The organism is Vannielia litorea (assembly GCF_018424695.1).
In the GTDB taxonomy this organism is placed as follows: Bacteria; Pseudomonadota; Alphaproteobacteria; order Rhodobacterales; family Rhodobacteraceae; genus Vannielia; species Vannielia litorea_A.
In genome coordinates, this window is the sequence record NZ_QTNQ01000001.1 from 127,222 (window position 1) to 139,386 (window position 12,165).

Annotated in this window: 12 protein-coding genes; 4 read left to right on the plus strand and 8 right to left on the minus strand. The window is 60.2% G+C overall.

The features are described 5' to 3' along the window. The first annotated feature begins 54 nt into the window (after positions 1 to 54). From DYI42_RS00635 to DYI42_RS00650, 4 genes are read left to right on the plus strand one after another with little or no spacing between them, the layout of a single operon-like run. The gene (locus tag DYI42_RS00635; protein ID WP_037207713.1) at positions 55 to 903 is read left to right on the plus strand and encodes a cation transporter; all 849 of its coding nucleotides are present in this window, start codon (positions 55 to 57) and stop codon (positions 901 to 903) included. Continuing rightward, entirely contained in the window at positions 900 to 1,409 is a 510-nt protein-coding gene (lspA, locus tag DYI42_RS00640; RefSeq protein ID WP_058314162.1) for a signal peptidase II, read from the plus strand. Before DYI42_RS00635 ends, lspA begins: the two co-directional genes overlap by 4 nt. A gap of 37 nt (positions 1,410 to 1,446) precedes the next feature. After that, entirely contained in the window at positions 1,447 to 1,968 is a 522-nt protein-coding gene (locus DYI42_RS00645; protein ID WP_232279250.1) for a TRAP transporter small permease subunit, read from the plus strand. Continuing rightward, the gene (locus DYI42_RS00650; RefSeq protein WP_342344581.1) at positions 1,919 to 3,331 is read left to right on the plus strand and encodes a TRAP transporter large permease; all 1,413 of its coding nucleotides are present in this window, start codon (positions 1,919 to 1,921) and stop codon (positions 3,329 to 3,331) included. Before DYI42_RS00645 ends, DYI42_RS00650 begins: the two co-directional genes overlap by 50 nt. Positions 3,332 to 3,550: 219 nt before the next feature. Here DYI42_RS00650 and DYI42_RS00655 read toward each other — a convergent pair whose 3' ends face one another. The 8 genes from DYI42_RS00655 to DYI42_RS00690 form a co-directional block, all read right to left on the minus strand. Beyond that, a complete protein-coding gene (locus DYI42_RS00655; protein WP_230802396.1) occupies positions 3,551 to 4,246 on the minus strand; it encodes a hypothetical protein in 696 nt (231 codons plus the stop codon). Between the two features lie 89 nt (positions 4,247 to 4,335). Next, positions 4,336 to 5,169: an MBL fold metallo-hydrolase gene (locus DYI42_RS00660; protein WP_240672155.1), complete on the minus strand. Its 834-nt coding sequence runs from the start codon at positions 5,167 to 5,169 to the stop codon at positions 4,336 to 4,338. Positions 5,170 to 5,307: 138 nt separating this feature from the next. Beyond that, complete coding sequence (locus DYI42_RS00665) at positions 5,308 to 5,874, minus strand: biotin transporter BioY (RefSeq protein ID WP_074838768.1); 567 nt, start codon at positions 5,872 to 5,874, stop codon at positions 5,308 to 5,310. A 49-nt stretch (positions 5,875 to 5,923) separates the two neighbouring features. Continuing rightward, positions 5,924 to 7,090 (minus strand): acyl-CoA dehydrogenase family protein, encoded by a 1,167-nt coding sequence (locus DYI42_RS00670; protein ID WP_209227008.1) that lies wholly within the window; start codon positions 7,088 to 7,090, stop codon positions 5,924 to 5,926. Further along, entirely contained in the window at positions 7,087 to 9,102 is a 2,016-nt protein-coding gene (locus tag DYI42_RS00675; protein WP_244867353.1) for an ATP-binding protein, read from the minus strand. Before DYI42_RS00675 ends, DYI42_RS00670 begins: the two co-directional genes overlap by 4 nt. Continuing rightward, positions 9,099 to 9,893, minus strand: a complete 795-nt coding sequence (locus tag DYI42_RS00680; protein ID WP_209227010.1) for a crotonase/enoyl-CoA hydratase family protein — start codon at positions 9,891 to 9,893, stop codon at positions 9,099 to 9,101. Before DYI42_RS00680 ends, DYI42_RS00675 begins: the two co-directional genes overlap by 4 nt. A gap of 10 nt (positions 9,894 to 9,903) precedes the next feature. Beyond that, positions 9,904 to 11,502 (minus strand): acyl-CoA carboxylase subunit beta, encoded by a 1,599-nt coding sequence (locus tag DYI42_RS00685; RefSeq protein WP_209227011.1) that lies wholly within the window; start codon positions 11,500 to 11,502, stop codon positions 9,904 to 9,906. A 3-nt stretch (positions 11,503 to 11,505) separates the two neighbouring features. Continuing rightward, positions 11,506 to 12,135 (minus strand): TetR/AcrR family transcriptional regulator, encoded by a 630-nt coding sequence (locus tag DYI42_RS00690; protein WP_067629751.1) that lies wholly within the window; start codon positions 12,133 to 12,135, stop codon positions 11,506 to 11,508. Between the last annotated feature and the right edge of the window lie 30 nt (positions 12,136 to 12,165).

Below are 12,165 nucleotides of genomic sequence, written 5' to 3' on the forward strand. Positions count from 1 at the left end.
CATTGCTCACTGATATATTATCCTTTGATCCACTTTAGCAGGAGAACTGCGATCATGGCCAACGCAGAAAGCGCGATAGCAGATATCCCATCCTTTCGTTACCGCGTTTCCGGCATGGATTGCGCCAAGGATGCCGCCCAGATCGAGCGGGCGGCGCAATCTGCGGGTATCGCGCCTGACGCCGTGAAAGTGTCTACTGCAACGCACATAATGACTTTGACAGCTCCCGAAGCGCGCTTGCCGGAAATTGAAAAAGCCGTCGAGACAACAGGGTATGGGTTTGACCGCATCGAGAGCGACGAAGATATTCAGCAAGGTGCGGCCCATCAGGACCCTGGCTATCGCCGCGCGCTCTGGATCGTTGTGATCCTGAATGTTGGTTATGGCGTTCTTGAAATGATCGGCGGGTTCATTGCCGGATCACAGGCCGTGAAGGCCGACGCGTTGGATTTCATCGGCGACGGCGCAATCACCTTCCTCGGCCTGTTGGCCATCGGCTGGAGCCTCGCTTGGCGAGCGCGGTCGGCCCTGATCCAGGGCATCTTCCTCGGCCTGCTTGGTCTTGGAGTCTTTGGCACGACCATCATAAGGGCATTCGAGCCGACAACCCCAGACGCCACTTTGATGGGGATTCTGGGCCTGATTGCTCTTGTGATAAATGTCATCTCCGTGCTGCCGTTGCTGCGGTACCGCAAGGGCGACGCGAACATGCGCGCTGTCTGGCTGTTCTCGCGCAACGACGCCATCGGCAACGCCGCAGTCGTTATCGCCGCCGGGCTGGTGGTTTGGCTAGGCAGCGCATGGCCCGATCTCATCGTAGCCTTCGGGATCGCCGGACTGTTCCTGCACTCGTCATGGGCGATCATCCGCGACGCGCGGGCCGATCTGAAGGCGGTGGCATGAACAGCCGCGTTCTCGGTGGGCTTTGCGCCATCGCCGCGTTTGGTGTTGATCAGGGCACCAAGGCTCTTGCCCTGAACTCCCCGGCGCTTGAGAACGGGGTCGAGGTTCTGCCCTTTCTCAACCTCGTGCGGGTTTTGAACGATGGGGTCAGCTTCGGTATGCTCGGCGGGGTCGTACCCTGGTGGGGTCTGGTCGCACTTGCTGCCGTGGTCGTGGCATGGCTGCTGATCTGGCTGTGGAAGGCTCCGGACAGGCTGACAGGTGCGGCGCTCGGTCTGATCATCGGAGGCGCGCTTGGCAATATCCTTGACCGTCTGCGCTATCAGGCCGTCCCTGACTTTCTCGACTTCCATTACGGGTCATACCACTGGCCGTCCTTCAACTTGGCTGACGTGGCGATCTTTTGTGGGGCAGCATTGCTGTTCTGGGACAGCTTTCGCACCTCGAAAGTCAGGCCGGAAAATCGGGAACAAGACAATCGCAAGGGAGATGTCACGGGGGGATAACAGCTAACAGGCAAAGAACTTTGGGAGGGAATTCGGCTTGAGATTTTTGGATTGGATTGACCGTGGCATTCGCGGCATCGGCGTCGTGACTGCGTGGCTGACAGTTGTTTCGATTGCTGCTTATGGCGCGCTTCAGATGCTGGATCGCAAGCTACAACTTGGCGTGTCGAGCTATTTGCCGGACCTGTCCACGTCACTGCTGTTCATCCTAATTTTCTTGACCTTTGGGTATACCTATCTGCGCGACGGTCACGTGCGCGTTGATGTTCTTCGCAGACATTGGTCCGCCCGCCGCATTGCTTGGATCGAACTGATTGGCGGCCTTTTTGTCCTTCTGCCGCTCGCCGCCATCCTGACCTATTACGGATGGGACGGTTTGATGCGCACCACGAAATACGCGGAAACTCAGTTGTGGGCACAACGCATTGCCGGGGTCATCGGCCCCATCTTGCTGGCTCTTGCCGGGATGATCGTAGCCCTTCGCAACATCGCCTTTCTGACAGGGAGACGTGCGCAAGGTGCACCGGAACAAGCAAGCGGCCTGCACAATGGTGAATGAGGTCCTCACGGTTGCCATGCTTGTCGTGATGGCGATTGGGGTTTTCAGTGGCTTTCCGGTGGCGCTGGTGCTCGCGGGGACAGGCTTCTTGGGGTTTGTCGCTGCGGTTTGGGTGGGGATCACTGATTTTCAGCATCTGGGGCTGATCTACCTGCGGGCCCGTGGTGTACTGACCAATGAATCAGTCCAATTCACCAGCGTTCCAATGTTGATTTTTCTTGGCCTGATCCTGAATGCCAGCGGGATTGCCGAAACCATGTTTCGCTTGCTGGGGCGTCTTCTGACAGGCGTTCCCGGTCGCTACGCCATTGCGACTTTGCTGATCGGCCTCGTTCTTGCGCCCGCCGCCGGGGTGATCGGTGCTTCCGTCATAACTGTGGCGTTGGTGGCCTATGCCCCGATGATGGCGTCGGGCTACGCACCGCGAACCGCAGGAGGCGCTGTCGCAGCTTCTGGAGCATTGGGTGTCGTGTTCCCGCCAGCCGTGATGCTGTTCTTCATCTCGAACGTGTTCTATCTGCGCATCGGATTGATGTATGTGGCCCTCATCGTACCTGTGCTTCTGATGGTCATGGCCTTCGCGGTCTACTTTGCGGTCACCTTGAGAAAAACGGTCGAAATCCCGCTGGACACACCCAAGACCAATCTTGTGTCAGACCTCTTGTTTGTACTCGCGTCTGTCGCGGTCATCGCATCCATTCCGCTCAGCATCATTCTGGGCTTTGCGACACTAACAGAGGCGGCTGGAGTAGGGGTTTTTGGCGCGCTATTGGTCGCGCTGGCGCGAAAGCGCTTGTCTTTCTCATCGTTGAACTCTGTCACGGTGCAGACAAGCACGATGACGTCGATGGTCTTCTTCATCGTATTGGGCGCATCGGTATTCTCGCTCAGTTTCCACCTGGTCGGTGGACCGGACGTCATCTTCGAGTGGATATCCGCATTCGATCTCACCCGGTGGGAACTGTTGGCGATCCTCCTTGGCGTGATCATCATACTTGGGTTTGTTTTTGACTGGATCGAGGTGCTGCTGGTCTTTGTACCCGTACTGATGCCGATTATTTCAGAGCTCGACTTCGCAGATCACGTCGGCTCTGCCTACTTTGCGCAGATCTGGATCGCTGGCCTGATTGCGTTGGCCTTGCAAACGTCCTTCCTGACGCCTCCTTTCGGCTATGCCCTGTTCTTTGCCAAGATGGCCGCACCGAAGGGTATCAATCTGTCTGATATCTATCGCGGAGCGGTACCCCTTGTTGCCATTGAGATTGCATTGATCGCGGCGCTGATCTCGTTTCCTCAGCTTATCACTTGGCTGCCCGAAATGGCCCTTGGGGATGCCGATGCGCCGCAATTGATACAGCGGTGAGTGATGTAGCCTGCAGCGGGGGAAAGCATTCCCTTGTGGGTTCTCTAGGTTTAACCGTTTTTTCGGATTGAGCTGAAGCGGCCACTGGCGCAGCCGCAGCGAAATGGTGCTTAGTCCGCTCTCCGGACAAACGCACCGAAAGCAGCGAAGGGCCGGTATTTGAACAACTCAGCACGCTAAAATTCTCGCAGCATGATGGCAAAGCTGTCTTTGTCAGCGCTAGTAGTTCACCTGTTCGAAGCCGTAATTGCCCTCATAGTCACGCCAATCGACGAAGACAGATCGGTGATAGATACCCGGGCAATTCTGGCCCCAACGTTCAAGTCCCACATGGGCCTCGGGCAGGGCAGTTATGGAAGATCGCTGCCATGAGAAATCGCCTTGGGTCCCGTAGGTGCCGAGGACCACGGTCGCGCTTCGGTTACAATCCCCATCGCGCCCGGACTCGTGCTGTCGTGCATACCGTACATCGAAGACGCGGATGGACCGCACGAAATTGAACTCTGGCCCGCTGATATCGATGTCCGCGCGGTCCTGAACAAGCCGAAGGGTGAAGTCTGTGGGAACGAGATTATCTACTGGCAAGGATTGGAGCGGTCGACGGTTGTCGGTCCGGTACAAGGCTTCAATTATGCGGTCAGCGTTGTTTGATTGCCGATCGCTCTCATAGGACGCGCCCATGGGACAGCGCCAGATTTGCAGCGGCGGTTCCACTGGCCAAGGCGTAATCCGCCGGATGAACTCGGCGCGGGCTCGGGCGCAAGGGACGGAAGCGGGCCAGCCGCCAGACAGGCACAAGAGGATCGCGCAATCGATCGGGTAGGTCTGCGCGCGGGCGGGTGCCGGCAGCGAAAAGCTTGTCACGGCCAAAGCGACTGCGACCGAGGGGAGGAGCTTCTTGAGTAAATGGCGCATACTGGGGGACCTCCGTGAGAGGAGTTCAGCATACATACGATAATATACTATCGCAACGAAAAATATAAAGCCGCATAATTAAGTTTATGTTAATTTACCCTCCAGATCCCTTCTTCCTGAGCCACTCGCGATTCAGAAAGAAGTTTCTGTAAATGAGCCACAACATTCCTTTCGGCGGCCATTGCAATATGCGGGTCAGATTTCTTGTAGACTGAAGCGGCGATATTCTGGACTGTATCGGAAGTATTTAGGAGATGCTTGAGGATCTGGGTCTCGCGGCGCATCCGGTTGGCAAGTAACCGTTCGATGTAAGGGCGCGGATCCTGGAGTACGGGCCCGTGACCCGGCAGGCAGATCCTATCGTCGCGATCAATAAGCCGTTGAAGCTGGTCGCAGTAATCACGCATGTTGCCGTCAGGGGGGCTGACGATCGAACTGTTCCAACTCATCACGTGGTCGCCCGTGAATAACACTCCATCCAGCCTCGCAAAGCAGAGGTGATCGCTCGCGTGACCGGGTGTGTGAAGGACAGTAAGACCGGCAATCCTTTGCCCGTCTTCCAAAAACCCGTCGGGTTGAAATGCATCGTCTGGAAAGGCACGCGAAACATAAACGGGCAGACCTGTCCGTTCGCGCAATCCCGGCACGGCACCGAAATGATCGGAATGGTGGTGTGACACTAGAATTCCGGCCGGGTTGCCTCCCAGATTCTCGACAATTGCTTCGAAATGTGCACTGTCTTCTGCTGGACCCGGATCGAGAATGAACCGACCGTCAGGTGTATCAATGATGTAGCTGTTCGTCCCGTGATAGGTCATCTTCCCGGGATTGCTCGCAACGATCCTCAGGATTCCCTCGGCCACCTGTTCTGCACGCGCGCGACACGGTTCCGGCTCTGTGTGAAACATGCTGCGTTTTGTCATTGAATACGACCACTTTCTGACAGTGAAAAGTCTGGGACTTGCAAAGCCGCCTTTTGCTTTGCATAGCTTTGGAAGCCTCGGGCTGGCGTCCAGCGCCGGTCAGAACCGGCGCTGGAACAAGGCAACAAAGCCCAGCAGTCAAGCGTGACCCCGATTATGGAAACCTGTATACAGCACTACAGCAATTGCTGCCTTCGTCAGGTCTCCAAGCAGGAACGGGTAAAGCCCGGCGTTCAGCAATTTTTCGCCATAGCCGACAAAGCCACCCAACCAGAATAGCCCTGCGCAATACATAAGTATCGAACCGGAGAGGACCGCTACAGATGCTCTGATTGAAGGCGGAAGCCCTGCCAGCTTTTGAACCATCCATCCTGCAGCCGCCGCCGCGAGCGCAAACCCAATCAAGAATCCGCCAGTGGGACCCGCAAAATAGGCCAGACCCGCCGGTGCGGGAGGCGTGCCAGCGAAAACCGGCAGGCCAAACAGACCTTCCAGAAGGTACGCAGCGACAACTAGACTACTGCGCACCGGCCCCAGGAAAAGGCCGAGACCCAAGACCACCAGGGTTTGTGTTGACATCGGTACCGGGTAGAATGGCACCGCGATTTTGGCGGATAGTGTCAGAAGTATTGTGCCGATGAGTATTATTGAGATCTCTCGGGTCAGTCTTGCGACCGGTTGGCGTTGAGTGGCTTCCAAATTCATCTGTTTCGTCCTTGTTTCTGTAGATCGTTGATTTGCTGGATAGGGAAGCTCACATGCGCTTGGCGACTTCTTCCAGCATGACCTCGCTCGCACCGCCGCCGATGGCCTGAACACGGGCGTCGCGCGACATGCGTTCAACCGGGGTTTCGCGCATATAGCCCATGCCGCCGTGAAACTGGACGCAGTCGTAGAGCACGCTGTTTACCAGTTCGCCGCAATAGGCCTTGACCATCGAGACCTCCTTCACGCAATCGTGGCCCGCCGCGTCCAGACCTGCGGCATGATAGACCAGCTGCCGTCCCGCCGCGATCCTCGTCTGGCAGTCTGCCAGCCGCTGGCGCACCACCTGCTTTTCCCATAGAACACCGCCAAAGGCCTTGCGCTGCTTGACGTATTCCACTGTCATGTCCAGCGCGGATTGCGCTTCGGCACAGGCCATCGCACCCAGCACGATGCGTTCGTTCTGGAAGTTCTTCATCACCGAATAGAAGCCGCGGTTGACCTCGCCCAAAACGTTTTCGGCCGGGATGCGGACATCTTCGAAGATCAGTTCGGCAGTGTCCGAGCACAGCCAGCCGGTCTTGTTCAGCGCCCGACCGACCGAAAAGCCCGGCGTGCCCTTTTCGACCGCGAACATGGTGATCCCGCGCGAGCCCTTGGCATCGGGGTCGGTCTTGGCGCCGACGAAATACAGATCGGCATGTACACCGTTGGTGATGAACATCTTGGTGCCGTTCAGCACCCAGTCCGACCCGTCCTGCACCGCGCGGGTGCGCATGCCGGCCACGTCCGAGCCCGCGCCCGGTTCGGTCACGGCCACGGCGGTGATCTTTTCGCCCGACGTGATCGACGGCATCCAACGCGCCTTTTGTTCGGGCGTACCGGCGTTTTCCAGATGCGGCGAGGCCATGTCGGTATGGACAAGAACCGTGGCCGAAAAGCCGCCGAAGGTGGAACGCCCCACTTCCTCGGCCAGCACGACGCTGGACATCACATTCAGCCCTGCGCCGCCATATTGCGCGTCATAGCGCATGCCCAGCACGCCCAGATCGCCCATCCGGCGCAGCACGTCGCGCGGCACCATGCCGTCATTTTCCCAGGACTCGGCCTTGGTTGTCACTTCGGTTTCAATGAACCGGCGCAGCTGGTCGCGGATCATGTTGAGGTCTTCGTTGAACGGGCCGGTGGCCGCGGTGATGGTGTCTTGTCTGGTCATGTGTTTTCCTCCGGGTCGAGTTTGATAAGTGGGGCGTGCCCGGCGACCGTATCGTCTGGTGCACAATAGATTTCCGTCACCACGCCCGCGACCGGCGCGGGCAGGCTTTGCAAGAGCTTCATGGCCTCCAGCACCACCAGCGTGTCACCGGCTTCGACGCGGTCGCCGAGCGCAACACGTACCTCGGCAACGGCGCCGGGCATGGGCGCCGACAACATGTCAGCGCCGCCAGATCCGCCGGTGGCACGTTGCAGATGCTGATCTTCCAGCGTACGCAGGTCTGTCGCGGTCATTCCGGCAGGGGTTTGCAGGTGCACCCGCCAGTGACCCGGCGCGCGCACGACATGGGCGATGCGCGAAAACGGAACGCCGTCGATGCGTCCGCTCAGACGGTTCCCTTTCAGGGCGACATTTTCGGCCGTTATTGTCTGGCCGTCCGGCTGTACGGCGGCAAGCACCGTCCCGGGCCCCGGCCCGGACTCGGTCACGCGGATCGGCGCTTCGTTGGTTGTGTCCCAATAGAAGGCCGCACCGGGCTGTCCCGCAGGGGCTGTGAGTCGCCATGACCCCAGGCTTTCCCAGGGCGACGCGCCTGCCGGGACGAGACGCAGATGCAGCGCCATCGCGGCAAAGGCCATGTCCCGGGGATCAGCGGACGGTTCAGTCCAGCCGCCTGGGAACATCTCGGGCAGGCCCGAGGTATGGTGCCGGAACGCCTCAAAATCCGGGTGTGCCAGTAACGCGCGCTGATAGGCCAGGTTCAGGCCGACGCCGCCGACGGCAAAAGCATCGATCGCGGTGATCGCCCGGCGGATCGCCCCGGCCCGATCCGGCGCGTGGACGATCAGCTTAGCAATCATGGAATCATAGTGGTGGCCGACGACCGAACCGCACTCTACCCCAGTGTCCAGCCGCACATCCGCGGGCGGCGCCCAAAGGGTGATCTCGCCCGTTTCGGGGCGGAAATTCTCGCCCGGGTTTTCGGCGGCGATGCGGATTTCAATGCCGTGCCCTTCAAACTGCACATCGCTTTGCGTCAGCGCCAACGGCTCGCCCCGCGCGATGCGCAACTGCCATTCAACAAGGTCGATGCCGGTGATTGCCTCGGTCACAGGGTGTTCCACCTGCAACCGGGTGTTCATCTCGAGAAAGTAGTACTCGCCGCGCTCGGGATCATAGAGGTATTCCACCGTCCCGGCGGACCGATAACCTATCGCCTGCGCCAGTCGCACAGATGCTGCGCGCATTTCGTCGCGAAGGGCCTCGGGAAGATCGGCAGCAGGGGCTTCTTCGATCAGCTTCTGATGATTGCGTTGAAGCGAACAGTCGCGATCACCGAGGTGCAGGACATTGCCATGGCTGTCGCCGAACACTTGCACTTCGACATGCCGCGCACGAGGCGCGTAGCGCTCAAGGAACACTGCGGGATCGCCGAAGGCGCCTTGCGCTTCGGCCCGGGCAGATGCGATTGCTTCAGACGCGCCGCTCAGATCAGAAACAAGCCGCATGCCGCGCCCGCCCCCACCGGCGCTGGCCTTAACCAGAAACGGGGTGCCAAGCATGCGCGCCTCTTCCAGCAATCGTGCGTCGGACTGATCTTCGCCGCGATAGCCGGGCAGCACAGGAACTCCCGCATCCTCGGCGGCGGCCTTGGCTTCGATCTTGCTTCCCATCCGTGCGATTGCAGCGGCAGAAGGCCCGATGAACACAAGGCCCGCCGCCTCGACCGCTGCCGCGAAATCGGCATTTTCCGACAAGAAGCCATAGCCGGGATGCACCGCCCCGGCGCCGGTTGCGCGGGCGGCATCAAGGATGGCCTCAATGTTCAAATAACTTTCCGACGGCGCGGACGGACCGAGGCAGACCGCATGATCGGCCTCGGCCACGAAGGGCGCATCGCGGTCGGCCTCGGAGAACACCGCCACGCTTTCCAGCCCCAGCTTGCGGCATCCGCGCTGGATGCGCCGGGCAATCTCGCCCCGGTTGGCGATCAGGACGCGGGTAAAGCTCATTTGACCCGCCATGACGGAATGTCTTTGTTGATGAAGCTGTTGATGCCCTCGATGCCTTCTTCGGTTTCCCAGGCATCGGCCAGTCGGTCGGCGGTGTAGATCATGTTGGTTTCAAGGTCGTGGGAGGCGACATAGGCGACCAGCGCCTTGGTATCGGCCACGGCCCCCGGCGCAGCCTGAAGGTGATCGTGCACCACCCGGTCCACCGCGGCGTCCAGGTCGTCCGGAGCGACAACTTCGGTCAGCAGACCGATCCGTTCAGCGCGCGCCGTGTCGAACAGGGCGCCCGACAGCATGGTTTCGCGCGAATGCACCTTGCCGATGCGGGCCACGACGTAGGGCGAGATATTCGCGGGCAGCAGACCCAGTTTCACCTCGGTCAGGCCAAAGCGCGCGCCTTCGACGCCGATGGTATAGTCGCAGACCGAAATCATGCCGACCCCACCGCCATAGGCCGGCCCGTTGATCCGCCCGATCAGTGGCTTGGGCAACGTGTCCAGCCGGCGCAGCAGATGCGCCAGCGTGGCGCTTTGTTCGACCCGCTCGGCGCGGGTTTTCTCGACGTTCGAGGCGAACCAGTTGAAATCCCCCCCGGCGCAGAAGCTCTTGCCGGTGCCCGTCAGCACAACGATGCGCACATCGTCGTCTGAAGCCAGCCGCCCGGTCGCGTCATAAAGTTCCGCAATCAGCGTACCGTTCAGGGCGTTGTGCTTGTCCGGCCGGTTCAGGGTCAGGGTGGCGACGCCACGCGCGTCGGTCTCAAGCTGGATGGTTTCATGAACTGTCGTCATTTTTCCGATCTCACATTCTGAATACGGGCGTGTGGCGCCCTAGGTCGGGCACCGAAGAGACTATGGCCAGGCATAGACCCAGAATGTCGCGAGTTTGCCCGGGCTCGATCAGCCCGTCATCCCAGAGCCGCGAAGTGGCGTAATAGGGATCGGACTGTTCGCCATATTGGGCACGCACCTGCGCCTCGATCTGTGCAAGATCGGTCTCCATCTTTTCAGGCTCGCCGCCTTTCTGGCGGCGCAGCTCCAGCATCACATTGGAGGCGATGTCTGCCGACATCGTGGCCAGTTCCGCCGTGGGCCAGGCAAAGAGGAAATTCGGCGCGAAGCCACGCCCGCACATGCCATAGTTGCCCGCCCCGTAGGATCCGCCCAGCAGGACCGACAGGCGCGGAACCTTGGCGACGGACATGGCATAGACCAGCTTGGCGCTGTCTTTGGCGATGCCGCCGCGCTCGGCTTCGGTGCCGACCATGAAACCGGAAATGTTGTGCAGGAACAATAGCGGGATGTTCCGCTGATCGCACATTGATATGAATTGCGCGCCCTTGAGCGAGCTGTCGGAAAGAAGCGCGCCGTTATTGGCCAGGATACCGACCCGGTAGCCGTGGATCCGCGCCGTGCCGCAGACCAGTGTTTCGCCCCAGCCGGGCTTGAATTCGCGGAACTCGCCGGCGTCGATCATGCGCAGCAGAACCTCGCGCATGTCATAGGGCTGTTTGCGGTCGGCGCTGATGACGCCAAGCAATTCCGACGGATCATGCGCCGGCGGTGCAGGCGCCGTGTCGGGCTGCATCGGGCGCGACTGGCCCAGCTCGGCCACGATATCGCGCATCAGCGCGAGCGCGTGATGTTCGTCCTCGGCCAGATGGTCGGAAACACCCGACACGCGCGAATGCATCTCGGCCCCGCCCAGCGTCTCGCCATCGACCTCTTCGTTGATCGCAACCTTGACGATCGAGGGTCCGCCCAAATGGATGCGCGCATTGCCGCGCACCATGATGACCTCGTCTGACAGTGCTGGAATATAGGCGCCGCCCGCCGTGCAGCCGCCGAATACCGCCGAGATCTGCGGCAAGCCACTAGCCGACATGTTGGTCTGGCGATAGAAGGAATTGCCGAAATGGCGGGCATCGGGAAAGACCCTGTCCTGTTCGGGCAGATATGCCCCGCCGCAGTCCACCAGATAGAGGCAGGGCAGCCGGTTTTCCGCCGCGATCTCCTGCGCGCGGATGTGCTTCTTGACGGTTTCGTGGTAAAATGATCCGCCTTTCACCGTGGCATCATTGGCGATGATCATGCAAGGCAGGCCGTGCACGTTACCAATGCCCGTGACGATCCCGGCGCCGGGTACGGCTCCGCCGTATTGTCCGTGGGCCGCCAACGACGACAGCTCCAGGAACGCAGTGCCCGGATCGACCAGCAGGTCGATTCTTTCGCGGACCAGAAGCTTGCCGCGCTTGCGGTGACGTTCGACCATATCGGGCCGCCCGCCCGACGTGGCCTCGGCAATACGCGCGCGCAGGGTTTCGACACGCTCGCTTTGCGCCGCGTGATTGCGGGCATAGGCCTCCGATGCGGTCAGCACCGCCGTGTCAAGTCGTGCCATCTGTCAGGTTTCCTTTTCTTGCAAGATTCCGTGCAGGAACACGTCGGCATAGGTGCGTGACAGGGCATCGGCACCGCCGCGTTCGGGGTCGAACCATTCCAGCGTGGCGTTCAGCGCGCCAATCAGCATCAGGCGCAGGCGGCGGATATCCACGTTTCGTTTCAGCGCTCCATCCCGCTGAAGCCGGGACAACAGGCTGTCCCATTCGGCCTCGTAGGCGCGGCGCGTGGGCAGATTGGCATCCCGGACGGACTGCGGAACCTGCCCGAAAATGCGCACATTGGCCGAGGAATAATCGCTGACATCCAGAAGCGCGCGCAGATGCGCCCCGATTGCGGCCCGAAGGGCCGCCTCGGCGCCGGTATCCGCAGGCAATGCACCAACAGCCTGGCGCATATCGTCGTGAACGGCCTGGATGCCCGCATCCAGAATGGCCACGACGATCTCATCCTTGGAGCCGAAATGGTAATAGATGCTGCCCGCCTTGATCCCTGCGGCCTCGGCGATTTTTCTGAGCGACACGGGCCCATAGCCCTGTTCCCGAAAGAGCCTGGCAGCGACATCCAGAACGCCTTTACGCCCGACCGCGCTGCGCGATGTCTCGCTGACCTCTCCGGCTGTCGTATCCGCCATGCGATTCCCTTCGGTACGATACATAACTAA